20 protein-coding genes are annotated in these 25,353 nt (G+C 62.0%); 11 read left to right on the top strand and 9 right to left on the bottom strand.

Annotated elements, in window-relative coordinates:
* Positions 1 to 65: 65 nt before the first annotated feature.
* The 3 genes from HPQ62_RS11615 to HPQ62_RS11605 all read right to left on the bottom strand — a co-directional run bounded on the left by HPQ62_RS11615 (position 66) and on the right by HPQ62_RS11605 (position 6,492).
* On the bottom strand, positions 66 to 4,865 hold the full coding sequence (locus tag HPQ62_RS11615) for a peptidoglycan-binding protein (protein WP_174802703.1): 4,800 nt from the start codon (positions 4,863 to 4,865) through the stop codon (positions 66 to 68).
* Between the two features lie 166 nt (positions 4,866 to 5,031).
* Positions 5,032 to 5,736, bottom strand: coding sequence for a DUF1223 domain-containing protein (locus HPQ62_RS11610; RefSeq protein WP_244629661.1), 705 nt, complete (start codon positions 5,734 to 5,736; stop codon positions 5,032 to 5,034).
* 162 nt (positions 5,737 to 5,898) lie between these two features.
* Positions 5,899 to 6,492 (bottom strand): exopolysaccharide biosynthesis protein, encoded by a 594-nt coding sequence (locus tag HPQ62_RS11605; protein ID WP_174802701.1) that lies wholly within the window; start codon positions 6,490 to 6,492, stop codon positions 5,899 to 5,901.
* Between the two features lie 347 nt (positions 6,493 to 6,839).
* Here HPQ62_RS11605 and HPQ62_RS11600 point away from each other — a divergent pair, with 347 nt between their 5' ends.
* Complete coding sequence (locus HPQ62_RS11600; protein WP_174802700.1) at positions 6,840 to 7,256, top strand: RusA family crossover junction endodeoxyribonuclease; 417 nt, start codon at positions 6,840 to 6,842, stop codon at positions 7,254 to 7,256.
* Complete coding sequence (locus tag HPQ62_RS11595; protein ID WP_174802699.1) at positions 7,253 to 7,882, top strand: hypothetical protein; 630 nt, start codon at positions 7,253 to 7,255, stop codon at positions 7,880 to 7,882. Before HPQ62_RS11600 ends, HPQ62_RS11595 begins: the two co-directional genes overlap by 4 nt.
* Positions 7,883 to 7,970: 88 nt before the next feature.
* Here the strand turns inward: HPQ62_RS11595 and acnA are convergent, their stop codons facing one another.
* Positions 7,971 to 10,664 carry an aconitate hydratase AcnA gene (gene acnA / locus HPQ62_RS11590; protein ID WP_174802698.1) on the bottom strand — a complete coding sequence of 898 codons (2,694 nt, stop codon included), beginning with the start codon at positions 10,662 to 10,664 and terminating at the stop codon, positions 7,971 to 7,973.
* Between the two features lie 278 nt (positions 10,665 to 10,942).
* On the opposite strand from acnA, the gene ccmA reads away from it, so the two are divergent.
* The 5 genes from ccmA to HPQ62_RS11565 are packed head-to-tail and all read left to right on the top strand — an operon-like array spanning position 10,943 to position 13,803.
* Positions 10,943 to 11,605, top strand: a complete 663-nt coding sequence (gene ccmA, locus HPQ62_RS11585) for a heme ABC exporter ATP-binding protein CcmA (protein WP_194246316.1) — start codon at positions 10,943 to 10,945, stop codon at positions 11,603 to 11,605.
* Positions 11,606 to 11,609: 4 nt separating this feature from the next.
* Positions 11,610 to 12,269, top strand: coding sequence for a heme exporter protein CcmB (gene ccmB / locus HPQ62_RS11580; RefSeq protein ID WP_174802697.1), 660 nt, complete (start codon positions 11,610 to 11,612; stop codon positions 12,267 to 12,269).
* 36 nt (positions 12,270 to 12,305) lie between these two features.
* Positions 12,306 to 13,076, top strand: a complete 771-nt coding sequence (locus HPQ62_RS11575) for a heme ABC transporter permease (RefSeq protein ID WP_174802798.1) — start codon at positions 12,306 to 12,308, stop codon at positions 13,074 to 13,076.
* A complete protein-coding gene (gene ccmD, locus HPQ62_RS11570) occupies positions 13,073 to 13,234 on the top strand; it encodes a heme exporter protein CcmD (RefSeq protein ID WP_174802696.1) in 162 nt (53 codons plus the stop codon). The genes HPQ62_RS11575 and ccmD overlap by 4 nt, the downstream gene beginning before the upstream one ends.
* A complete protein-coding gene (locus HPQ62_RS11565) occupies positions 13,231 to 13,803 on the top strand; it encodes a DsbE family thiol:disulfide interchange protein (protein ID WP_174802695.1) in 573 nt (190 codons plus the stop codon). Before ccmD ends, HPQ62_RS11565 begins: the two co-directional genes overlap by 4 nt.
* 37 nt (positions 13,804 to 13,840) lie before the next feature.
* Here the strand turns inward: HPQ62_RS11565 and mutT are convergent, their stop codons facing one another.
* The 4 genes from mutT to HPQ62_RS11545 all read right to left on the bottom strand — a co-directional run bounded on the left by mutT (position 13,841) and on the right by HPQ62_RS11545 (position 17,358).
* Positions 13,841 to 14,254, bottom strand: a complete 414-nt coding sequence (mutT, locus tag HPQ62_RS11560) for an 8-oxo-dGTP diphosphatase MutT (protein ID WP_174802694.1) — start codon at positions 14,252 to 14,254, stop codon at positions 13,841 to 13,843.
* The gene (locus HPQ62_RS11555; RefSeq protein WP_425312626.1) at positions 14,254 to 14,970 is read right to left on the bottom strand and encodes a GNAT family N-acetyltransferase; all 717 of its coding nucleotides are present in this window, start codon (positions 14,968 to 14,970) and stop codon (positions 14,254 to 14,256) included. Before HPQ62_RS11555 ends, mutT begins: the two co-directional genes overlap by 1 nt.
* A 153-nt stretch (positions 14,971 to 15,123) precedes the next feature.
* Positions 15,124 to 16,359: a bifunctional glutamate N-acetyltransferase/amino-acid acetyltransferase ArgJ gene (argJ, locus tag HPQ62_RS11550; protein ID WP_174802692.1), complete on the bottom strand. Its 1,236-nt coding sequence runs from the start codon at positions 16,357 to 16,359 to the stop codon at positions 15,124 to 15,126.
* An 81-nt stretch (positions 16,360 to 16,440) separates the two neighbouring features.
* A complete protein-coding gene (locus HPQ62_RS11545) occupies positions 16,441 to 17,358 on the bottom strand; it encodes a peptidylprolyl isomerase (protein ID WP_174802691.1) in 918 nt (305 codons plus the stop codon).
* 332 nt (positions 17,359 to 17,690) lie between these two features.
* On the opposite strand from HPQ62_RS11545, the gene secA reads away from it, so the two are divergent.
* The 4 genes from secA to queF all read left to right on the top strand — a co-directional run bounded on the left by secA (position 17,691) and on the right by queF (position 24,586).
* A complete protein-coding gene (gene secA, locus HPQ62_RS11540; RefSeq protein ID WP_174802690.1) occupies positions 17,691 to 20,465 on the top strand; it encodes a preprotein translocase subunit SecA in 2,775 nt (924 codons plus the stop codon).
* A 266-nt stretch (positions 20,466 to 20,731) separates the two neighbouring features.
* Entirely contained in the window at positions 20,732 to 22,933 is a 2,202-nt protein-coding gene (locus tag HPQ62_RS11535; RefSeq protein WP_174802689.1) for an anthranilate synthase, read from the top strand.
* A 172-nt stretch (positions 22,934 to 23,105) separates the two neighbouring features.
* The gene (locus HPQ62_RS11530) at positions 23,106 to 24,014 is read left to right on the top strand and encodes a cation diffusion facilitator family transporter (RefSeq protein ID WP_174802688.1); all 909 of its coding nucleotides are present in this window, start codon (positions 23,106 to 23,108) and stop codon (positions 24,012 to 24,014) included.
* A gap of 107 nt (positions 24,015 to 24,121) precedes the next feature.
* Positions 24,122 to 24,586, top strand: coding sequence for a preQ(1) synthase (gene queF / locus HPQ62_RS11525; protein WP_174802687.1), 465 nt, complete (start codon positions 24,122 to 24,124; stop codon positions 24,584 to 24,586).
* Between the two features lie 47 nt (positions 24,587 to 24,633).
* Here queF and HPQ62_RS11520 read toward each other — a convergent pair whose 3' ends face one another.
* Positions 24,634 to 25,221, bottom strand: coding sequence for a HupE/UreJ family protein (locus HPQ62_RS11520; protein ID WP_174802686.1), 588 nt, complete (start codon positions 25,219 to 25,221; stop codon positions 24,634 to 24,636).
* Positions 25,222 to 25,353: the final 132 nt, after the last annotated feature.

Genomic DNA, 25,353 nt, shown 5'->3' with positions numbered 1-25,353 from the left:
TGCTTACTTTCTGCGACTCATAGGCTGGCAAGTCAATTCGCAAAGCCGTGAATTTCGATTTCTGTTCAGGCGTTGTTGCGAGCGAGCAATGCCTTGACCAGATCCGGCGTGATGGCGCCATCCGCCTTGAAGCCGTTCGCCTGCTGGAAAGCGCGGATCGCCGCATCCGTCTTGGCGCCGAGTTCGCCGTCAACCGGGCCTGCATCATAGCCGTTCCTGTTGAGGATCGCCTGAATGTCGCGGACCACGGTCTCCTTGTCGAGAGGCGCGGCCTTTGCCACCAGCGCGTCGGGCATCCAATCCTTGGGGCTTGAAAGACGGTTGGCGGTTTCATCGAGCGGCAAAGGCTTGAAGTCGTCGGCCAGAGCCTTTGCGCGCTTGAGGTCGGCATCGCTCAGGGCCTCGGCCACTTCGTCGCGGCGCTTTTCGGCGTCTGCGTCGCCCTCTCGGGCGGCAACGGCAAACCACTTGTAGGATTGTGTGAGGTCGGCCTCGACGCCCGCACCACGCGCATGGAGGATGGCGAGGTTGAACTGGCTGTCGGCCACGCCGCGATCGGCAGCCTTCTTGAACCATTCACCCGCCGCTTCAAAATCGGGCTTGCCGCCAGCGGCGCCATTGGCGCTCATGACGGCGAGATTGTGCATGGCGCTGACATTGCCCTTCTCTGCCGCCTCACGGTAGAGCGAAACGGCCTTTGCCGCATCCTGATCGACGCCGGTGCCTTTTTCGTAAAGGCTTCCGAGCTGGAAGGCCGCGGGCGCGGAGCCGCGTTCTGCTGAAAGCTCGAACCAGAAGGCGGCCTTGGAGAAATCCTGCTTGAAGCCCAGGCCGTCAAGATAGCGAAGGCCGATCTCGTAAAGGGCGGCGGGGTTGCCCGCGCGCGCTGCCTCTGCCAGCGCCTCCGTTTCAAGGCCCGCCGGCAGTTCCGCCGTGATCGGGCGCATGGTCTCGGGCTCTGCCTGCGTGCCCGCAACAGCCTCTGTCTCGGGCGCGATCTGCGTGGCTTCAGGCATGTCGGCGGAGGCTTGCGCTGCGGGCGCTTCGGGGGGCTTTGCCGCAACAGGGCTATCGTCTTCGGGCTGTTTCGGCGCTTCCGTGATTGCGGGCGCCGGAGCCTTTACCGGTGCGTTCAGCAGTTCGAGCACGTCCTTGGTCGTGACCGATGCCGTTTCGACCAGGTCTTCTGCCTTGTTTTCGAGTGCTTCGGCCGCCTTTTTCAGCTTTTCCGCAGCCTTGGGCGATGTATCGGCAAGGCGCGGGCGCTCTGTGCCGGCGGCGGTTTTGCCGATGCTGCCGGTGATGATGCTGTCATCGGTCTCGACCATGCTGAAGGCGCTGACCGGCCTGGCTTCGGGCTCGGCCGCGAAACTGGCCTTGGCGGCGGGCTTTATGGTGAGGTCGATCGTACCCTGGCTTTTTGCGGGCGCGGCGTTGGCGACGGCGACCGGTGCCACGGTAGGCGTCTCGCGTCTGAGGTTTGCCGCTTCCAGCGATTGCGTCGCGGCCAGGATGGTCTCGCGGTCGCGACCGAGATCGGTGAGCAGCGGATAGGCCATGATTGCGAGCAGGATCGCGCCTGCCGCAAGATAGACCGGCCGGCGTGAAAAGCCGTCGCCTTTCCGTGCCGGCTCGCTTTCTTCGTCTACCGCCTCGGTATCGGCAACCGCGGTCGTGACCGCCCGGCGGGCCGCGGCGATCAGATCGGCGCGGGAGGTGCGCGGACCGAGACCCTGGCTTCTGACGCCTGCGGGCTCCTGCGGTTCGCGTTTCCTGAATTCCGTGTGCGGGCGTTCATGGACCGGCAGGACCGGGCCATGGGACAGAGGGCGATGGTCATCCCTGGTGGCGCGCACGCGCGTCAGGATATCCATCACCTCGTCGCTGTCATCCTTCGGAGCTTGCGCGCTCTGGCTAAAGCGGGTTTCGAAGGCGGGCGGCCCGACATGGGCGCTATGGGGCGCAGCCTGCGGCTCAGCTTCCGCCTTGGCGGCCAGCGGCATCTGATTCAGATGCCCGGCGATGGTCTTCAGCGTTGTCTGGAATCCATCGTTTTTTTTTCCGTCGGGCTGGTTGAGCGCCTTGAGATCGGCGGCAAGCTGCCTGATGACCTCGATATGCTCGTCGGTCTCGCCCTTGCGGTCGGCCTCGAAGGTTTTCAGCGCCGCTTCGGCTGCGTGCTGGGCCGCTTCGATGATGAAATCGTCATTGCTGGCCGACAGCGCATCAATGCGCGCGCCGATCCGGCTTTCGAGTTCGCCGAGCGGAAGTTTGGGTTCCGGCCGGTGCATCAGTGCCGTCAACTCGGCAATCTGGCGTTCGAGCCGCTGCAATTCCGGAGCGTTTTCCGTCCGGCGGCTTGTCTCCAGCTGGGTGGCAAGGGCTGAAAGCTGCGCCGAAAGGCGGGATTCCGCGCCGTTCTGCTCGACGGCGGCGATCTTCAGCGACAGGCGCTCTTCCAGTCCCTTGACGTCAAGAGCGTCGAGACGGGCGGCAAGGCGGCCTTCTGCAGCAAGGCTCGCTTCGAGCTTGCTGTGCAGTTCGGTATCGGCCACTGGGGCCGGGATCGCGGCGATCTGGGCTGAAAGCCTGCGCTCCGTTGCGGAGAGATCGAGATTCCCGACCGTCGCATTGATGCGTGTAACCGCATCCTCGAGCGCTTCCGGTTCGATCCCGCGGCGATTTTCGATCAGCGCCGAGAGGCCGGCGAGCTGGCCCTTCAGGGCGCGCCGGTCTTCCGGGCCGAAGCCGCTTTCGGAAAGCGCCTCGAGCTTCTGCCCCAGCCGTTGTTCGGCACCCTTGAGGTCGAGACCCGCAAGATTGTCGTTGAGCCGGTTGACCGAGGCTTCGATGGCGCCGGTGTCGCGGCCTTCGATCAGGGCCTCAAGCTTGCCGATCTGGTCTCGGATCTCGCGACGGTCCGCATCGCTCATTCCGGCAGTGCCGATGGTGTCGAGGCGTGCGGCGATGCGGCGTTCGGCGCCTGCGAGATCAATGCGAGCGATATTGTCGTTGATCTGGCTGATGGCGGCTTCGATGGCGCCGGTGTCTCGGCCTTCGATCAGGGCCGCAAGCTTGCCGATCTGGTCTCGGATCTCGCGGCGGTCCGCATCGCTCATTCCGGCAGTGCCGATCGTGTCGAGGCGTGCGGCGATGCGGCGTTCGGTGCCCGCGAGATCGATGCGAGCGATATTGTCGTTGATCTGGCTGATGGCGGCTTCGATGGCGCCGGTGTCTCGGCCTTCGATCAGCGCCGCAAGCTTGCCGATCTGGTCTCGGATTTCGCGACGGTCCGCATCGCTCATTCCGGCAGTGCCGATCGTGTCGAGTCGTGCGGCGATGCGGCGTTCGGCGCCTGCGAGATCGATGCGAGCGATATTGTCGTTAATCTGGTTGACCGCAGCTTCGATATCGCGCGGATCGCGGCTTTCGATGAGGCCGGAGAGCTTGTCGAAACGGTCGCGGATCTCGCGGCGGTCATTTTCGCCCAGACCGGCAGTGCCGATGGTGTCGAGGCGGGCGGAAATCCGCCGCTCCGCACCGGCGATATCGATCTTCGATACCTTATCGTTGATGCGGTTGATCGCCTCCTGGATGCCACGGGGCTCGTGGTTTTCGATCACGGCCGAAAGCTCTGCAATCTGGTTGCGGATGTCACGGCGATCGGCATCGTTGAGCCCTGCCGCGCCAAGGCTTTCCAGCTTGGCTGCGATGCGGCGCTCGACGTTTTTGAGGTCGATGTCGCCGACCTTGTCCGAAAGCGTTGCCATGGCCTCGCCGAGGAAATGGCGGTCCGCACCGAGCCGCTCCACGGCGGAGGCGAGCTTTTCGATGCGGGCTTCGAGGCGCAGATGGGTATCGGCCGCGTCGCTGCTTTCCAGCCTGCGCGCGACGGCATCGAGATTTTCCAGAAGCGTCGACTGCTTGTTCGACTGATCGCGCATCTGCCAGTCGACCGCGGCAACCGCATTGGAGAGATCGCCAAGGCGGGCTTCCAGCCGCTCGACGGCGGGATCGCGGGTTGCTTCTGTCTGTCTCCGGCCGATCCGCTCCAGATTGCGGTCGATATCCTCGATGCGGCGTTCGATCGCGTGCATCTGGCCATCAAGCCGCTCGCCCGCCGCCGGCATCCGGGTCGACAGCACCTCCATCGCGCCTGCAAGATCGATCATGCGGGCTTCGATTTCCTGAAGGTTCTGGCCGGTTTCATTGGCTTCCAGCACCCGGCGCACATCATCGAGACCGCGCGCCAGCGCCGTCAGTTCGAGATCGAGCCGTGCCGGGTCGAAGGGGGCAATCTGGCGTTCGAGCTTGTCGAACTTGTTTTCGAGCCGGGACACGCTCTTGGCATCGGCAAGGCCGCGCAGGAGCTGCTGCAGATGGTCGAACTCGGCCATAAGACGGCTGTCGTCGTCGGCTGCCGCATTGCTCAAGAGCCAGTCGACGCCTTCGGAAATGCGCAACAGTTCGCTGCGGGTTTCATCGTCGATCGCGCGGGTGTCGGTCTGGCGCTCGATCTGGGACAGCATGCCGTGAAGTCCGGAAAGCTCGTCGCGCAGGCTGGCGGTGAAATCCTCGCGCACGGACTGGCGCAGGTCCTTGAGCGTGCGCGCAATGTCGCGCAGTTCCGCGTCGATTCGCGGATTGCCGGGTTCAAGCTGGGGACGGCGCTCGCGCGGGGCTGTCTCGCGGAAGGGCGGGGGGCTTTCGCGGAATTCGGGAGGGCTGCGGCGCGCGGGAGCGCCTGCGGCGCGGGCCTGCATCATTTCGTTGAGACGGGCCTCAAGGCCTTCGATCGTCTGGCTGAGCGCACTCAGACCGGGTCTTGCCTCACCCCTGTCGTCCGTCATTCGCGCCTGCGCCATGCCCGTCACCCGATCGTTGGCGGTTGCACTCGATCGGACGTCCCCCGGCGCGCAAGACCGCATCAAAACCATGGCCGGAAAGATGCGCTCAACATGGTAAACAAGTTGTTAATTTTTCCGGCCGGAAACCCGGAAAGTCGGGCAGGCGCGGGTTGAGGGCCAGGCTTCAGTGGGCGGTCATCAATGTCGCGCCGAGAATGGCGCCGGGATTGCCGCTCTCGTCACTTGCCTGAAGCAGGATCGCGCAACCATTGCTTTCGCGCGGGCCGAGAACGCGCGCGGGGAGCGTGATCGTGGTCGCCTCTCCGTTCCACATGCCGACGGTCTGAACGTCGGTGACGATGTTGCGGTAGTCGATCGTCTTGCCCTCGTTCTCGCCATCCTTGATCTCAACCTGCTCATGGCTCTTGAGATAGACCACCAGGACATCGGCCTTGCCCTTGCCGGCGCCGATATTGATCGAGACTTCGTTGCTGGTCTTGTTCACGCTGACGGGAACGGTCAGGCCTTCACCTTCGTTCTTCATCTTCAAAAGCGTAGCATCGACCGTGCCGAGGCCGGAGCCGACCATTTCGGCGCGGCCATTGATGACCGCCTGCGGGGTATAGACGCCGGAGCGCCCGAGGGCGGCGCTGTAGCCATATTGCCGCTCGGTGTTTTCGGCGCTGCTCATGGCATCGGTCCAGCCGAGATAGTTCCAGTAGTCGACATGATAGGAGAGCACGATGATGTCCGTGCCATCGGCAAGTTTCGCCGCTGCCTTGTCGGCCGGCGGGCAGGAGGAGCAGCCCTGCGAGGTGAAGAGCTCGATCACGCCAATCGGATTCTTTATTTCGCCCGCATGCGCCGAGGCGGCTGCGAATGCCGCCATTACGGCGGCCGATATGATCGTCTGCTTCAGCACGGCAGGAGCCTTTACCGGTTCACAATGGTTAAGTTGCGCTGTCGGCCAACGCTTCCCAGACACGATCATCAATCTAGCGCCATCCGAAATCAACGGAAAGTCACGATGGGGTGAGAAAGACGTGTCTTGCTAAAGGAGTAGTGACTTGCCCACCCACATGGCGCCAGCCACTGGAATAATTGCCAGAATCGCAAAAAGCCCGTCGTGGCTGAGGATGGAATAGGCAATCAGTGTTACCGCCAATCCCAGGAAGGCCGAGGCAAACGGAACAAGCTCAAGGACAGGCATCATGGCGCCAGCCAGAACACAGGCCAGCGGCAGGACGAGACTGAGCGGATCGCGGAACAGGAACGGAAGGCGCTTGTGAGAGTGCCGGTCGATAAAGCGTGCGAGCGGCAGTATCTTGTTCATTGCTTTCTCTGCCTTGCCGCTTTCGACCGAGCGATGTCGGATGAAGCCGGGAAGCCAGATGCTCTTTTGGCCGATCAGTCGCTGGCCTGCGATCAGCACGATCATGATGCCGAACAGCGATGAAAGACCGGGCACGCCCCCGAGCGGCGACATGACCAGCAGCGACGGCAAAATCAGGAGTGGCACGAAGGAGGCGGATCCGAAGGTCGAGAGCATGTCATCCACCGAAACCTGCTCGCCGTCGGTATGGTCGAGCGCTGCCTGGGTGATGCCGCTCAGCGATTGCGGGTCTTGCTCGGTGCTGTCGCTCACGTGTTGCTCCGCGGGTGGTGCCTCTTAGCGGCTCAACGCGCACGTGCGCGCATCGTTCCGGTTTTAATTGTGAAGGATTTGCAACTTCCGAAACGGCTATATTGCGGGTTAGGCCGGTGCCCGAAATGGGCCAGTCACTAGTGCGATGTGCGCTGCAACCTTGAACACGTTATCGGTTGGATGTGGGTCTTGGAAAGGGGGCTATCTTAACCTCTGCGGCTATGATCTGTTTATAACGATTGCCCTCGAAATTGCTTGAAAGTTTCTTATCAATGGAAAATGGTTACTGTGATCGGAATTGTGTCTAGATTTGTTGGTAGATTTTCGCACCGCGATCGGGGAGATATGTGGAACTGATTTTTCCGATTGAGTTTTTCGTGCTTGGTACAGCCCTCTCATTCCAGGCAAAGCGGGCTAAAGCCTTGCAAGAGTGGAAAGATAGGCTCCGAGCCGCAAGCAGAAAAGTTCTGCCTGAAAATCACTTTGCAACTGATGGACGAATATCGGTCAAGCTCAGCTACTTTCCAGAAACTCGGATGACCGCCGACATCGATAACATCGTGAAACCTATACTCGATGCCTTCTGCAATCATATCTATCTCGATGATGCTCAAGTGGAGCGCATTGTGGTGCAGAAATTCGAGCCCGATATGCCTGTCGTATTTGATGGTCCGTCTCAGACGTTGTTCGATGCGCTGGAAGCTGATCGGCCGGTGCTATATATTCGGATTTCAAACGATCCTTTTGAGGATATGGGCCAATGAGATCGACCATTGAATCGCAAGTGCTTGAAAACATCGCTGAAAGGCTGGAGAGCGAAGGATTCAGAGTATTTATTGAACCGCGTGGACCGGTTGTCCCTGACTTTTTGAAGACCATGCAGCCGGATATAATCGCTTTGAAGAATGGCGAGAAACTGATCGTAGAGGTGAAGAAGCGAGCAGAACCTGAAGGCGGGTCGGCCAAGCGATGGTCGGAACTGCTGGCGGACCACCCTGATTGGAAACTACGTCTCGTCGCTCTCGACAGTTCGGAGGCGAATGCACTTCCGTCAGTTTCTCTAGATGTTGTAAAGCGTCGGTTGAGCGAGGTGAATGAGCTCGCAGAAAAGCACCCGCAGGCTGCCTTTCTGCTGGCTTGGGCAAGTCTCGAAGCTTTGGCACGTGCCACTAGCGCGACACAATTTGAAAAACCACAAAGTCCGGGACGTATTGTGGAGGTGCTTGCTCAGGATGGGTACTTCACACCTACCGAAGCCGATGCCCTGAGGGCGCTCTCCAACCGAAGGAACAGGCTTATCCATGGGGATTTGGATTCTGACCTAACCGCCGAAGATGTTCGGCGCCTTTTGGCTATCATTGAAGCCGGATTGCTCGATGAGGCCGCCTGAATTTTAACAGCGGGTATTGGCTCTCGAGATAAACAAAAACCGGGCAGCTCGCGCCGCCCGGTTTTCATTCCTATTGATGGCCTCAGCCTTACGCCGCGAGATCGCGCAGAACGGTCTGCAGGATGCCGCCATTGTTGACGTAGGTGAGTTCGTCGAGCGTGTCGATGCGGCAGAGGATCGGGATGTCCTTCTCCGTGCCGTCGGCGAACGTGACCTTGGCCACCTTCTTCTCACGCGGCTTGATGTCGGCGAGGCCTTCGATCGAGACGGTCTCGTCGCCCTTCAGGCCAAGGCTTTCCCAGCTTGCACCGTCTTCCAGCGTGAACGGAATGACGCCCATGCCGACGAGGTTCGAGCGGTGGATACGCTCGTAGCTCTCGGCAATCACGGCGCGGACGCCAAGCAGGTTGGTGCCCTTGGCGGCCCAGTCACGGGAGGAGCCGTTGCCATATTCGCCGCCGGCGAAGATGACGAGCGGAACGCCTTCCTTCTTGTATTCCATCGCCGCGTCGAAGATCGACATCTCTTCCTTGGACGGATAGTGGATGGTGTAGCCACCTTCCTTGCCGTTCGGGCCGAGCATGTGGTTGCGGATGCGGATGTTGGCGAAGGTGCCGCGCATCATCACTTCATGGTTGCCGCGGCGCGTGCCGTACTGGTTGAAGTCGGCAACGCCGACGCCGTGACCGATGAGATATTCACCGGCGGGCGAGGCCGCCTTGATCGAACCGGCCGGGGAGATGTGGTCGGTCGTGATCTTATCGCCGAAGAGACCCAGGATGCGGGCGCCCTTGATGTCGGAAACGCCGCCTGGCGTCTGCGTCATGCCGACGAAATAGGGCGGGTTCTGGACATAGGTGGAATCGTCGTCCCAGGCATAGGTCTGGCCGTCCGGGATCTTCACCGCCTGCCAGTTTGCATCGCCCTTGAAGACGTCGGCATACTTGGTCTCGTAGAGTTCGCGGGTGACGTATTTCTCGATCGTCTCCTGCACTTCCTTCGAGGACGGCCAGATGTCCTTCAGGTAAACCGGGTTGCCGTCCTGGTCTTCACCAAGCGGCTCGGTGGTCAGGTCCTTCTTCACCGTGCCGGCGAGCGCGTGGGCGACGACCAGCGGCGGGGAGGCGAGGTAGTTTGCCTGGACGTCCGGCGAGATACGGCCTTCGAAGTTGCGGTTGCCCGACAGGACGCCGGCGGCGATCAGGCCCTTGTCGTTGATGGTCTTGGAGACCGGGGCCGGCAGCGGACCGGAATTGCCGATGCAGGTGGTGCAGCCGAAACCGACAAGGTTGAAGCCGAGCGCATCGAGGTCCTTCTGGAGACCGGCCTTTTCGAGATATTCGGCAACGACCTGCGATCCGGGTGCGAGCGAGGTCTTGACCCAAGGCTTCGACTTCAGGCCCTTGGCGACCGCGTTGCGGGCAAGCAGGCCTGCAGCGATCAGAACGGACGGGTTCGAGGTGTTGGTGCAGGACGTGATCGCGGCAATCGCGACGTCGCCATGGCCGAGATCGTAATCCGTGCCCTCGACGGCATAGCGCTTGTCGAGTTCGGCGGCGTCCTTCTTGTACATGTCGACCATCGCTTCGGCGAAGCCGGAGGCGATGTTTTCGAGCGCGATGCGGCCTTCCGGACGCTTCGGGCCGGCCATCGACGGCACAACGTCGCCGAGGTCGAGTTCGAGCGTGTCGGTGAAGACGAGGTCCGAACCGTCATTGTCGCGGAACATCCCTTGAGCCTTGGAATAGGCTTCAACCAGAGCGATCCGGTCCTTGGTGCGGCCCGACATGTCGAGGTAGCGGAGCGTCTCGGTGTCGACCGGGAAGAAGCCGCAGGTGGCGCCGTATTCCGGGCCCATGTTGCCGATGGTGGCGCGGTCGGCGAGCGTCATGTTGTCGAGGCCGTTGCCGTAGAATTCGACGAACTTGGAGACGACGCCCTTCTTGCGCAGCATCTGCACGACGGTGAGCACGAGGTCGGTGGCGGTGACGCCTTCCTTGAGGTGGCCGGTGAGCTTGAAGCCGATGACTTCCGGCAGCAGCATCGAAACCGGCTGGCCGAGCATCGCGGCTTCCGCCTCGATACCGCCGACGCCCCAGCCGAGAACGCCGAGACCGTTGATCATGGTGGTGTGGCTGTCGGTGCCGACGCAGGTGTCGGGATAGGCAACCGTGGCGCCGTCCTCGTCCTTGGTCCAGACGGTCTGGCCGAGATATTCGAGGTTGACCTGGTGGCAGATGCCGGTGCCGGGGGGCACGACGCGGAAGTTCTTGAATGCCTGCTGGCCCCACTTCAGGAAGCGGTAGCGTTCGCCGTTGCGCTGGTATTCAAGCTCGACATTGTTGGCGAAGGCCTGCGGGGTGCCGAACTCGTCGACGATGACCGAGTGGTCGATGACGAGATCGACGGGAACGAGCGGGTTGATCTTTTCCGGGTCGCCGCCGAGGTTGACGATACCGTCACGCATGGCAGCGAGGTCGACGACGGCGGGAACGCCGGTGAAGTCCTGCATCAGAACGCGGGCCGGGCGGTAGGCGATTTCGGCGCCGGCGGTGCCCTTGTCGGAAAGCCACTTGGCGACGGCGAGAATGTCGTCCTTCTTGACCGAACGGCCGTCTTCGTTGCGAAGCAGGTTTTCAAGCAGGACCTTCATGGAAAAGGGCAGCTTGGAAACGCCTTCAAGCCCGTTTGCCTCGGCCTTCGGCAGGCTGAAGTAAACATATTCTTTTCCGTCCACCTCAAGTGTGGAACGACATTCAAAACTGTCCAGTGATTTAGCCACGGATAAAACCCCGCTCATTCTGATTGGCCTATACAAGCCGTGCGAACGCCTATGTACAACGACATCAGGATGCGGGTGCGACCATTTCCGCTGTCCGCACGTGGGACGCAAGGCCCCATGTTCGGCGCTAGGATGTGTTTCACGCCGGCCGCTGGCGTGGTTGCGCATTGTATAGATAATTTCTAAGAAGGGTGCCAGAACAACTTGCGATTAAATTTGAATTTTTTTTAAATTTGCCGTCTCGCACGGCCACGCCTTGGTGAAGGGTGAGACACAGCATGACAATTGCCGTCAGGGCCGATGATCTGACCGTGCGCCGCGGCGACAAGCTGATCTTCAACGGGTTGTCGCTGTCGCTGGAAGGCGGTCAGGCGCTGCTTCTAACCGGTGCAAACGGGGCGGGCAAGTCGACCGCGATCCGCGCCCTGCTCGGGCTGGTCGGCGCAGCCGAAGGCTCGGCCCTGTTTTTTGCCGATGCGGGCGGGAAGGGCGAGCCGCTTGCCGTGGCCGTCCATTATCTTTCCCACCAGAATGCCATGAAGACGGAGATGTCCGCACGCGAAAATCTTGCCTTCTGGAAGGCGCTGATGGGCGATTTTGCCGGCGGCAAAGGCGTCGCGGTAGAGGCAGCGGCCGAGGCTGTCGGGCTTTGCGACGTGCTCGACCTTCCGTTCGGCTATCTTTCAGCCGGCCAGAAGCGGCGGATCGCGTTTGCGCGGCTTTTGTGCAGCCATCGACCGGTCTGGCTTCTGGATGAGCCGACGGCAGCGCTCGACGCCGCAGCGAAGGCGGTCTTCACCGCCCTCATGAATGCGCATCTTGCCGCAGGCGGCATCGTGATTGCGGCGACCCATGAGCCGCTTGACCTCACCGGCTTCAGCGAGATGCGTTTCTCCGGCCCCGTTCGGCTTGATGCCGATCCGTTTCTGGCGGAGGCTTAAGGCGATGTGGGCGCTTTATCGCCGCGATCTGGTTCTCTCCGTGCGCGCCGGCGGCGGTGCGCTGGTCGGGCTCCTGTTCTTTCTCTCCGTGGTCGCGGTGGTGCCGTTCGGCGTCGGGCCGGATCTCGCGCTCCTTGCGCGCATCGGTCCGGCCATGGTCTGGATCGCGGTGCTCCTGTCGACGCTGATCGGGCTTGATCGCATGTTCCGGGCCGAGCGCGATGACGGTTCGCTCGATCTTCTGAAAATGGGCGACGAGCCGCTGGTGATCGTGGTGCTGGTGAAGTGCCTGGCGCACTGGACGGGCTATGTGCTGCCGCTCGTCATCCTGTCGCCGGTCATGGGGCTGTTGCTGAATATCGGGCCTGCGGGTCTCGGTGCTGCGTTCGTGACGCTGCTGGTCGGCTCGCCCGCCATCACCTTCATCGGCGCTGCGGGTGCGGCGATCGCGGTGTCGCTGCCGCGCGGCGGATTGCTGGTGCCGATCCTGATCCTGCCGCTTGCGATCCCGGTGCTGATCTTCGGCGTCGGTGCAAGCCATGCCGTGACCTCCGATATCGAACCCTTCCTTCCGCCGTTTCTTCTGCTCGTCGCGATCACGTTATTTTTTGCGGTCGTCGGGCCGGTGGCGGCCGCTCTGGCCTTGCGTCAGGCGGATGATTGAGCCAAACCCATGCGAGACAGAGGCACGATCGAAACGATGAACCAGAACGCGGCAAAGACAGGCTTGATCACGGGGCTGGCAAACCCGACGCGGTTTTTGAGCCTCGTCGCGCGCCTCCTGCCCTTCATGATCGCGATCACGCTCGCCCTGTTTGCCGTCGGGCTCTATCTCTCCTTCACCTCCGAAGGGGATTACCAGCAGGGCGATACCGTCCGGATCATGTATATCCACGTACCCGCCGCCTGGCTGTCGATGATGTGCTATATGGTGATGGCCGCCGCCGCACTCGGCACGCTGGTCTGGCGCCATCCGCTGGCCGATGTCGCCCACAAGGCGGCAGCGCCGATCGGGGCCGCGTTCACCTTTCTGGCGCTCGTCACCGGTTCGCTCTGGGGCAAGCCGATGTGGGGCGCGTGGTGGGTGTGGGATGCCCGGCTCACCTCCGTCTTCATCCTTTTCCTGATGTATCTCGGCATCATCGCGCTTCATCGCGCCGTTGATGAGCCCCAGCGCGCCGCGCGCCTTGCCGCGATCCTGATCCTTGTCGGGGTCGTCAACATCCCGATCATCAAGTTCTCGGTCGACTGGTGGAACACGCTGCACCAGCCGGCAAGCGTGATGCGCTTCGACGGGCCGACGATCGATCCGGTGTTCCTCTGGCCGCTGGCCGTGATGGCGCTTGCCTATACGTTCGCCTTTTTCACCATGCATCTTGCCGCCATGCGCAACGAGATCCTGCGGCGCCGGGTGGCAGCCCAGCGCCGGGTCGCCGCAAGCCGGGTGGAAGCGCCGAGGATCATCCCGTGAGCCATGCCTTTTACATCTATTCGGCCTATGGCGTGACCGGGCTGGTCTTTGCCGGCCTCATCCTCTGGCTCGTTGCTGACGGCGCCGCGCGTCGGAAGGAACTTGCGGCGCTCGAGAAGGCAGGCGCGCTACGCCGCAGCAGGAAAGCCCGCTCATGAGCGAAAAGCGCCGCTATCTGGTCGCAGCCATTCCGCTGATCGTCGTTGCAGCGCTGTTCGGCGTGTTCGGCTGGCAGATCCTGTCCGGCCATGATCCCTCCGAAATACCCTCTGTGCTGATCGGCAAGCCCGCACCGAAGATTGATCTTCCCGCACTTCAGGGCAGCAACCGTCCGGCACTCACCGATGCGGAGATCTCCGGCAGGTTCACCCTCGTCAACGTGTTCGCGTCCTGGTGCATTCCATGCAGGGCCGAGCATCCGTTCCTGATGAAGCTTGCGGAAGACCCGGCGATCAACCTCGTCGGCATCAACTACAAGGACAAGCCTGCCAAGGCGCTTCAGTTCCTCAACGAACTCGGCAATCCCTACAGTGCGATCGGCGTGGATGAAAACGGCGCGGAAGCGATCGATTGGGGCGTCTACGGTATCCCGGAGACCTTCGTCGTCGGTGCCGATGGGACGATCATCTACAAGAAGATCGGGCCGATCGATGCGGCTTCATACGAGAACGAAATCCTGCCGGTGATCAACCGCAGCATCGGTCCGGCTTCAAGGCTCAAGAACTAGGTCCGTCGGGCGAAGCCGTCAGCCATCATCTGCGATGTCAGAGAAGATCCTGCAGGATCGGGATCAGCGGCTCGTCGGCCGGCGGCATCGGGTAGTCGCGCAGATCCTTCGCACGCACCCATTTGATAGCCTGCCCCTCGCGGCCCGAGGGAATGCCCTGATAGCGGCGGCAGACGTAAAGCGGCATCAGCAGGTGGAAGTCGTCATAGGTGTGGCTGGCAAAGGTCAGCGGCGCAAGGCAGGCGACCTTGGTGGTGATGCCGAGTTCCTCTTCCAGCTCGCGCACCAGGCAGTCTTCCGGCGTTTCGCCATGTTCCACCTTGCCGCCCGGAAACTCCCACAGACCCGCAAGCGACTTGCCCTCGGGGCGCTGGGCGAGCAATATCCGCCCGTCGGTGTCGATCAGGGCGCAGGCTGCCACCAGCAGCAGTCTTTTCGGAGCATCCGTCATCATGTTTCCTGCCAGTAGCGGTAGCGATAGGCTTCCCTGAAGCCAAGGCCCTCGTAAAGCGCGATTGCGCCCGTGTTGGTGGACGTCACTTGCAGCCAGGCCATGCCGGCGCCGCGGCCCTTGGCCCAGCGGAGGATGGCAGCGACCAGCTTGCCGCCATGACCCTTGCGGCGGGCGTCGGCGGAAACGGCAAAGGCCTCGATCCCGCTCATGTCGAAATCATGCACGGCGAGCGCTGCCGCATAGGGCGTGCCGTCTTCGCTCTCGCGCATGAAGAGACCGTGGGCGGGCTTGATCGCGGTCACCACCTCGGCAAGTCCCGCCTTGGTGAGGCCCTCGACCGGATTGATGGCAAGCGACGCATCGACGAAGCGCCCGACATCCTGGCTTGGCAGCACCTCTATGGCATCCTCGGCGGAGAACGCCTTGAGATCGAGCGTCATCACGAGGCTTTCGTCGAAATGGGTCGCACCTTCCGCGCCGAGATAGTCGCAGAGCGGTTGGGGTGTCAGCGGCGTCTCCCGGATCAGCAATGGCCGGCCGAAGGCGGCGTAATGACGCTTCGCCTTTTCAAGCCGGATTTCCATGTCGGCGATGTCCGAGCGGTCTAGCACCGAAAGGCTGTTCAGCCGTTTGGAGGGGTGGCCGGCGGTGATGCGCAGCTGCCAGGCGCCATCGTAGAGCACGTTCTTGGCAGGCCAGGCACGCAATCCCATGGCTTCCAGCCGGCGGACGAGCGGAAGATCAATGTTCAAGTCAGTTCCGATCCAGTGACGATCCGTTTGCCGCATCTAAGCGCGGCAGGCTTTGGCTGTAAACACGGAAGGCGGCGTTGCCGCCGCCTGTGTTGCGATGCAGCAACGCCTGTTTCAGCTGCGATAGTCGCCGTTGATCGCGACATATTCCTTTGTCAGATCGCAGGTATAGATCGTCGCCTGGCCGTCGCCGATGCCAAGATCGGCACGGATGGTGATATCTTCCTCGCGCATCACGGCAGAGGTGTGGGCTTCCGAATAGTCCGGGTCGCGTTCGCCGTTGACGGCAACGCGGACATCGCCAAACCAGATCGACAGCCGGTCGCGGTCGGCCTTTTCGCCGGCCTTGCCGACGGCCATGACCACACGGCCCCAATTGGCGTCTTCGCCGGCGACCGCTGTCTTGACCAGCGGGGAATTGGCGATAGAGCGGGCAATCTCGAAGGCGGCGCGATTGTCTTCGGCGCCGGTGACATTGACCGTCACCATCTTGCGGGCGCCTTCGCCGTCGCGCACGATCTGGATTGCGAGATCCTTCATCAGCGCGTGGAGCGCGGCGCGGAAATCATCAAGGCGGGGATCGCCGGCGTCAGTCACCGGATCCTGGCCGGGCGCTTTTCCGGTGGCGAACACGAGCACGGTGTCGGATGTGGACGTGTCGCTGTCGATGGTGATCGAGTTGAAGCTTTCGCCGACGCCTTCAGACAGCAGCGCCTGAAGCGCTTCGGCGGAGATCGCCGCATCGGTGGCGATGAAGGACAGCATCGTCGCCATGTCGGGCGCGATCATGCCGGCGCCCTTGGCCATGCCGTTCAGCGTGACCTCGACGCCGTCGATGGTGGCGCCGCGGGTTGCGACCTTAGGATAGGTGTCGGTGGTCATGATCGCCCGGGCGGCATCCTGCCAGAAGTCGGGCGTTGCATCCCGCGCCATGTCTGCGAGCACGCCTGCGAATTTGGAGGCATCGAGCGGTTCGCCGATCACGCCCGTGGAGGCAAGGTAAACCTCGCCGGTGCTGCATCCGGCAGCTTCCGCAGCCGTCCTTGCCGTCAGCGCGGTCGCCTCGCTGCCCTTCTTGCCGGTAAAGGCGTTGGCATTGCCGGAATTCACCACGACAACCTTCGCCGTGCCGTTTGCAAGATTGGCCCTGCAGAAATCCACCGGCGCCGAAGGGCAGCGCGAACGCGTGAAGACGCCGGCAACCGCTGCCGGTTCGTCGAAGATCATCATCATCACATCGGTGCGGCCCTTGTACTTGATCCCGGCGCTGGCCGTTGCCAGGCGCACCCCGTCGATCAGGGGCATCGGGGTCAGGGATTTGGGCGCGAGCGGAGAAATGGCAGTGGACATGATGACCCTCATTGTGGCCGGGCAGCGTCAGTGCCCCGGCCGGATAAGTTTCCGGCCCGCAGAGCGGGCCGGAGTTTGATTTTACTTCTGCATTTTATTGACGGCGTCGTAGCTTGCTTGCAAGTCCTTATCTTCGATAACGACCGTATCGCCCTGCTTGAGATCGTTGACGACCTCATTGTATTTTTCGCCGGCGACCAGCTGCTGCAGCTGCGGCTTGATCTGATCGAAAGCGACAGGGGCCTTCTCGCGCTTGTCCTCGACCTCGATCACATGGTAGCCGAAATCGGTCTTGACCGGGGTTTCGGTGTATTTGCCGGGCTCGAGCGCAAAGGCTGCCGCTTCGAATTCCGGTACCATCTGGCCCTTGGTGAAGTAGCCGAGGTCGCCGCCTTCCGGGCCGCTCGGACCGGTGGAGTGTTCCTTGGCGAGCTCTTCGAAGCTTGCGCCGCCGTCGAGTTCCTTGATGATCTCGTTGGCTTCGGCCTCATTTTCGACGAGGATATGGCGGGCGTGGACTTCTTCCATCTTCGGCGCCTTGGCGATTTCCTCGTCATAGCGCGCCTTCAGCATGTCATCGGTAATCTGCTTGCTGATCACCTGATCGAAATAGGCGTTGTAGAGTTCCTGCTCGCGCAGCTGTTCCATACGGGTCTTGAACGCATCGGTCTCGTCGAGGCCTTCGTCGGCAGCGGCATCCGAAATCAGCTTCATGTCGATGAGGCTTGAAAGCGCGATGGCGCGCATCTGGTCTTCCGGCATCTGGCCGAACTGACCCTTGAACTGGTTGACCGTCTCCTGAAGTTGCGCTTCGGTGATCGGCGTGCCGGCAACGGTTGCCACCACGGCATCACCATCGGCGGCGGTTTCGGTTGCGCCGGTGGTCTGGGCGGTCTCGGCGGCGGTGTCGGAAGTGGTGGTGTCCTGCGCAAAGACCGGTGCGGCAAAGCTGACGGTGGTTGCGAGCAGCGCTGCGGCTGCCAGGGTTCGTTTCTGCATGAGTTCACCTTTTTGGTTTGTTTGAACGTAAACGTTGCGGCCCGTCGAGATCAGCCGATGAATGGTCGGGAATGTGGTTGCCTCTCCTCCGTCCGTCAACGCAAAACGGCGTCGAACGTTGCAACCTTTCTTCTTTTTAATCTGAAGCGAAGCTGAACGGAGGGCGGTTCTTCGCGCGATTCTGCCTTTTTTGCCACGGGCTTTGACGTTGACATAGCTTGACCCCCCTCTTATCTGTCTGCCAATCCAGCGTCCACACGTCCGGACGCGCATCGATGCAACGGGCGATACATAGAATTCAACTGTGACAACTTTCGGAAAGAGCGATTGAAATGGTCTCACTCGGTGGCGTAGCCCGCAAATTGTTCGGTTCGGCCAACGACCGCCGGATTCGTGCCTACCGGCCCCGTGTCGCGGCGATCAACGCGATGGAAGAGCAGATTTCGGCCCTTTCCGATGAGGCGCTGAAGGCCAAGACGGCAGAATTCAGGCAGCAGCTCGCCGATGGCAAGACGCTCGATGACATTCTGGTCGAAGCTTTCGCGGTGGTGCGCGAAGCTGCAAAGCGCGTGCTTGGCATGCGCCCGTTCGACGTTCAGCTCATCGGCGGCATGATCCTGAACGAGAATTCGATCGCCGAAATGAAGACCGGTGAAGGCAAGACGCTGGTCGCAACGCTTCCGGTCTACCTGAACGCGCTTGCCGGCAAGGGCGTCCATGTCGTCACCGTCAACGATTACCTCGCCCGCCGCGACAGCGAGCACATGGGCAAGCTCTACGGCTTTCTGGGTCTCACGACCGGCGTGATCTATCACGGCATCGACGACCGTCAGCGTCGCGACGCCTATATCGCCGACATCACCTACGCCACCAATAACGAGCTCGGCTTCGACTATCTGCGCGACAACATGAAGATGCAGCGCTCCGAAATGGTCCAGCGCGGCCACAACTATGCGATCGTCGACGAAGTCGACTCGATCCTGGTTGACGAGGCGCGCACGCCGCTGATCATTTCCGGCCCGCTTGATGACCGCTCCGACCTCTACGTGTCGATGAACAAAATTATCCCGATGCTGGAAGAAGGCGATTACGAGCTCGACGAGAAGCAGCGCTCCGCCAACTTCTCCGAGGACGGGATGGAGAAGCTGGAAAAGCTTCTGACCGAAAACGGCATGATGAAGGGCGCCTCGCTCTACGATATCGAGAATGTCGCGATCGTCCACCACCTCAACAATGCGCTGCGCGCCCACAAGCTGTTCTCGCGCGACAAGGACTATATCGTCCGCGACGGCGAAGTGGTGATCATCGACGAGTTCACGGGCCGCATGATGCCGGGCCGGCGCTATTCCGATGGCCAGCACCAGGCGCTGGAAGCCAAGGAAAACGTCAAGATCCAGCCGGAAAACCAGACGCTCGCCTCGATCACCTTCCAGAATTATTTCCGCATGTATGACAAGCTTGCCGGCATGACCGGTACGGCTGCGACCGAGGCGGAGGAATTTGCCAATATTTACGGTCTCGAGGTCGTCGAAGTGCCGACCAATGTGCCGATCGCCCGTCTCGACGAGGACGATGAAGTCTATCTGACGCAGCAGGAAAAATACCTGGCGATCGTCGAAGAGATCAAGGAGGCCAAGGCCAAGGGCCAGCCGGTTCTGGTCGGCACCACCTCGATCGAGAAGTCCGAGCTTCTGGCCGCTGCCCTGAAAAAGGACGGCATTACCGATTTCAGCGTGCTGAATGCGCGTTATCACGAGCAGGAAGCCTTCATCATCTCGCAGGCCGGCGTTCCGGGCGCGCTGACGATCGCTACCAACATGGCCGGCCGCGGTACCGACATCCAGCTCGGCGGCAATCTCGAAATGCGCATCGAAGCCGAGCTCGGCGATACCGAGCCGGGCATCGACATCGTGACCAACGAGCAGGGCGAGCGGGTGGAAGTCGCCCGCAAGTTCACGCCGCCGGGTCCCGAGCGCGAGGCGAAGGAACAGGCGATCCGCGAGGACATCGCCCGGTTGAAGGCCCAGGCGCTTGCCGCCGGCGGACTTTACGTGATCGCGACCGAACGCCATGAAAGCCGCCGCATCGATAACCAGCTGCGCGGCCGTTCCGGCCGTCAGGGCGATCCGGGCCGTTCGAAATTCTATCTGTCGCTTCAGGACGACCTGATGCGCATCTTCGGTTCCGACCGCATGGAAAGCATGCTGACGAAGCTCGGCCTGAAGGAAGGCGAGGCGATCGTCCATCCCTGGATCAACAAGGCTCTGGAGCGCGCGCAGAAGAAGGTCGAAGCCCGCAACTTCGATATCCGCAAGAACCTGCTGAAATATGATGACGTGCTCAACGACCAGCGCAAGGTGGTCTTTGATCAGCGCAAGGAACTGATGGATTCGGACGACATTTCCGAAATCGTCACGGAAATGCGCGAAGACGTCATCGAAAAGGCGGTCAAGAGCCGCATTCCCGAGCGCGCCTATGCCGAGCAGTGGGATGTTGCCGGGCTCAAGGAAGACTGCCTGCGCATTCTCAATCTCGACCTGCCGATCGAACAGTGGGCGGAAGAAGATGGCATTGCCGAGCCCGAGATCGAGGAACGCATCAACCAGGCCGCAAAGCAGATTGAAGCCAGGCGTGCCCAGCAGGCCGAGCAGTTCGGTCCCGATGTTCTGAAATATGTCGAACGCCAGGTCGCGATGCAGGCGCTTGATCACCTGTGGCGCGAGCATATCGTCAATCTCGATCATCTGCGCTCGGTCATCGGCTTCCGGGGTTACGCCCAGCGCGACCCGCTGCAGGAATACAAGGCCGAGGCTTTCGAACTGTTCCAGGCACTGCTGAGCAATATGCGCGAAGTCGCCGTTTCGCAGCTGTCGCGTGTCCAGCTTGTTCGCGAGGCCCCGCCGCCGCCACGCCCCGAGATCGATCTCGCGCAGGTGCGCGCCAGCCATATCGATCCGGAAACGGGCGAGGATGAAATGGGCGCCGAGCAGGTTGCTTCCGGCGAGGCCGCGTCCATTCCCGATGAATGGAAGAATGTCGGCCGCAACGAGCCGTGCCCTTGTGGCTCCGGCCTCAAGTTCAAGCACTGCCACGGCAAGTTCGCGTGATGATCGGTCGCCCCGGAGATTTCAACCGGGGCGATGACATCCTGCTTGCCAGCATCCCGGCCTTGCGTTACACATTCTGCATGATGATCAGCACGAACAACATTGCTAACTGGTGGTGGGCTCGCTAAAGGCGGCCGCGATCACCCATGTTTACCTGATCAGACGAAGCCGCCCCCGCAAGAGGCGGCTTTTTTGTTGGCCGTCCTTGTGAAGGGTTTAACGTTTTTCTGGATGCGCGCGGCGCATCGCGCGATGGAGCAAGCAGAATGAGCCTTCATGAACGGCCCGACGGCGGCGAAACCTATATCACCAGGGGTGGCGTGACCATCACGCGCACGCGGCGCTTCGTGCCCTATGACGACGCGATCTCGGGCTATATCGATCGGCTGGATTCGCGCCGGGGTGCGGTGCTCTCGTCAAACTATGAGTATCCGGGCCGCTACACCCGCTGGGACACCGCCGTCATCGATCCGCCGGTGGCGATTTCCTGCAATGGCCGCAATGTCTGGCTGGAGGCCTTCAATGGCCGTGGCGAGGCGCTCCTCTCGCTGATCCTGCCGGTGCTCGAGGCGCTGGATGCCCTCACGATTCTTTCGCGCGAGACCCGCCGCATCGACCTGAAGGTGGCAGAGCCCGACCGGCAGTTCACCGAGGAGGAGCGCTCCAAGGCGCCGACGGTCTTTACCGTGCTGCGGGCGATCACGGATCTGTTCTTCTCCGAGGAAGACGCAAGTCTCGGGCTTTACGGCGCGTTCGGATACGATTTGGCCTTCCAGTTTGACGCGGTGACGCTCTCTCTTGAACGGCCCGCCGACCAGCGCGACATGGTTCTGTTCCTGCCGGACGAAGTTCTGATGGTCGACAACCATGCGGCAAAGGCCTGGATCGACCGCTATGATTTCGAAAAGGACAGTGTCACCACCAATGGCCGGGATGGCACGATCGAACCCGATCCCTTCCGCCCTTCCAACAGCGTACCGCCGAAAAGCGACCACCGCACGGGCGAATATGCGGAACTCGTCACCAAGGCCAAGGAAAGCTTCGTGCGCGGCGACCTGTTCGAGGTGGTCCCCGGCCAGCAGTTCATGGAACGCTGCGCAAGCCAGCCCTCGGCGATCTCCAAGCGGCTGAAGGCCACCAATCCGTCGCCCTATTCCTTCTTCATCAATCTCGGCAATCAGGAATATCTGATCGGCGCCTCGCCGGAAATGTTCGTGCGCGTGACCGGAAGGCGGGTCGAGACCTGCCCGATCTCCGGTACGATCAAGCGCGGCGAAGATCCGATCGCCGACAGCCAGCAGATCCTGAAGCTGCTCAATTCGCAAAAGGATGAGTCCGAGCTGACCATGTGCTCCGACGTCGATCGCAACGACAAGAGCCGGGTCTGCGAGCCGGGCTCGGTCAAGGTGATCGGGCGGCGCCAGATCGAGATGTATTCGCGGCTGATCCATACGGTCGATCATATCGAGGGCCGGCTCAGGGCCGGCATGGATGCCTTCGACGCCTTCCTCAGCCATGCCTGGGCCGTGACGGTGACCGGCGCGCCGAAGCTCTGGGCCATGCGCTTCATCGAGCGCAATGAAAAGAGCCCGCGCGCCTGGTATGGCGGCGCGATCGGCATGGTCGGCTTCAACGGCGACATGAATACGGGGCTCACGCTGCGCACCATCCGCGTCAAGCAGGGCGTGGCCGAAGTGCGCGCCGGCGCGACGCTGCTCTATGATTCCGATCCCCATGAAGAGGAAGCGGAAACCGAGCTGAAGGCATCGGCGATGCTTGCCGCCATCCGCGAGGCGGATGCGGAAAAGCGCGCGCCGGCCGTCCGGGCCGTCGAGAAGGTCGGTACGGGGCTGAAGATCCTGCTGGTCGATCACGAGGACAGCTTCGTTCACACGCTCGCCAATTATTTCCGCCAGACCGGCGCGGAGGTGTCCACCGTGCGTTCACCCGTGGCCGATGAAACCTTCGACCGGGTGGCGCCCGATCTGGTGGTGCTGTCGCCCGGGCCGGGCATGCCGAAGGATTTCGATTGCAAGGCGACGATCAAGAAGGCGCGGGCGCGCAATTTGCCGCTCTTCGGCGTCTGCCTCGGGCTGCAGGCGCTTGCCGAGGCCTATGGCGGCACGCTGCGCCAGCTTGCCGTGCCGATGCATGGCAAGCCATCGCGCATCCGCATTCTCGAGCACGGCCGCCTCTTCGACGGGCTTCCGAGAGAGATCACCGTCGGCCGTTATCACTCGATCTTTGCCGATGCCGTGGCACTGCCGCAGGAATTCGTGATTTCGGCCGAAACCGATGACGGCATCGTCATGGGCATCGAGCACCAGAGCGAGCCGGTGGCCGCCGTTCAGTTCCATCCGGAATCGATCATGACGCTCGGCGGCGATGCCGGCATGCGGATCATCGAAAATGTGGTGGGCAAGCTTGTCGGTCATCAGGATGTTTCCGGCAGGAAAGCTGCCGGCTGAGGCTTGCGGAATGCGGAAGGTTTGAGTAGCTATGCGCGGCGGACCGCTCCGGTCCGCCTATTGCATATGACCGTCATGGCATTCCGGTACGGTCGGACACTCAGGCAGTTTGCATCCTCCGAAGGGAACCGTCCGGTTTCCCGCTGATGCATGAACGGCAGGGAAGCGCGCGATGAGCACAGCCGAAAAACACAGCATCCCCCGCAAGCTCGCACTGGCGACCATTCCACTGTCGATCCTGGTGCTCGCGATCAAGCTTGCCGCCTGGTATCTGACCGGCTCCGTTGCCCTTCTGTCGGATGCGCTGGAATCGATCGTCAATGTGGTCGCCTCGGTCGCGGCCTTTGTCGCGATCGTCTATGCGTCGAAGCCCGCCGACCATGATCACCAGTTCGGCCATCACAAGGCGGAATATATCTCCGCCGTGATCGAGGGTGTCGCGATCGTCTTGGCGGCCCTCCTGATCTTCAAGGAGGCGGCTTCGGAGCTCTTCCACCCCGACATGCCCAATGACATCCATATCGGCCTCGCCGTCAACGTTGTGGCAAGCGTGATCAACGGTGTCTGGGCCTATGTGCTGGTGCGCGCGGGCCGGGCGGCGCGCTCGCCCGCTCTGGTGGCGGACGGCAAGCATATCCGCACCGACGTCATCACCTCGATCGGCGTCGTGGCCGGCCTCGCGCTTGCACTCGCCACGGGTTATGCGATCTTCGATCCGCTGATCGCAATCGCGGTCGCGCTCCATATTGTCTATGCCGGCTGGCAGTTGATCAGCGAATCTGTGGGCGGGCTGATGGATACGGCGCTGTCGCCGGACGAGATCGCGACCATCGAAAGGGCGATCATCGAGAATGGGTCCGGCTCGTCAGGCGCGCACGATCTGCGCACGCGCCGGGCAGGCTCCGCAGCCTTCATCGATTTCCATCTCGTGGTGAGCGAAAACATGCCTGTCGGCGAGGCGCACGACATCTGCGACCGTCTGGAGGCAGCGATCAAGCACGCGATCCCCGGTGCGTCGCTTGCCATCCACGTCGAGCCCGAAGGCGTGAAGCCGCACGGGGTCCGGGTTCGCCTCAGCTAGAGCATGGTCACGGTTTCACCGAAGCGCCGCGCTATCGTGCGTTTGTGAAGCATTTTCGTTGACGTCAGGTTTTTCCACCTGAGCGAAGTGCATTGAAGGAGCCTTCCATGGCAAGCACAGATGTTTCCGGTCTCTCCCAGCTTGGTCACGCGGTCGAGACGCCGTCCTCGCCCGAAGAGGCGGTAATGGAGAGGGTGCCGTTTTCCGAGGCCGGAACGGATTTCGTGGTGCGCTTTACCGCACCCGAATTCACCTCGCTCTGCCCGATGACCGGGCAGCCGGACTTCGCCCATATCGTGATCGACTACATTCCCGGCAAATGGCTGGTCGAATCGAAATCGCTGAAACTGTTCCTGCATTCCTTCCGCAACCACGGCGCCTTCCACGAGGACTGCTCGATCTATATCGCCAAGCGCATCGTGGCGCTGACCGAGCCGAAATGGCTCCGGTTCGGGGCCTATTGGTATCCGCGTGGCGGCATTCCGATAGACGTGTTCTGGCAGACCGGCGCGCCGCCCGACGGTGTGTGGCTGCCGGATCAGGGTGTCGCGCCTTATCGCGGCCGCGGCTGAACGAATAAAGGCGGCGCCTTGCGGGGCCGCCTTTTGCGTGAGGGTGATCAGCCGGCCATCATGGCGATGCCGGCAAGCGCGGTGGCGCCGCCCAGGATACGCGACAGCGTCATGCCACCGAGCCGGTTGAGGCCGATGCCAAGGCCTACGCCTGCCGCATGGAGCAGCGCCGTGCCGGCGATGAAGCCGAGGCCGAAGGTTGCAGCGCCGGCGCCGCCGAGCTCCGTGCCGTGGGCGTAGCCGTGAAACAGCGCGAAGACGGCGACCACGGCCGCACTTGCCGAAGCCGGAAGCTTGACCGCGAGCGCCACCATGAGGCCGAGGGCGACCACGGAGGCGAGGATTGCAGGTTCGACGAAGGGCAGCGATACGCCGGAAAGCGCCAGCGCGAAGCCGATACCCATGGTCACAACGAAGGCCGCCGGAACCGCGAGCATGGCGCGCCCGCCGATCATCGCGGCCCAGATGCCGACCGCGACCATCGCCAGGATATGGTCGGCGCCGGTCATCGGATGCGACAGGCCGGCCATGAACGAGCCGTGCTCGGCGGGATTGAGATGGGCGAAGGCCGGAGCGCCGGCGGCAAGAAGAAGGCCAGCCGAAAGGGCGGCGGGCCGGGCGATGCGCTTGAACATGGTTCCCTCTTTGTCAGTCTATGAAATGTCAGTCTATGAAATCAGCGGGTCCAGACTATCGCCGGGTTCTCCGGCCTGTCCACTGGCAATTTGACGTAGACTGTGCAGCGCAACATAAAAAAGCCGCCCGGT

It is taken from the genome of Martelella limonii (assembly GCF_013344475.1).
GTDB lineage: Bacteria > Pseudomonadota > Alphaproteobacteria > Rhizobiales > Rhizobiaceae > Martelella > Martelella limonii.
This window is presented reverse-complemented; position numbering and strand designations above follow the sequence as displayed.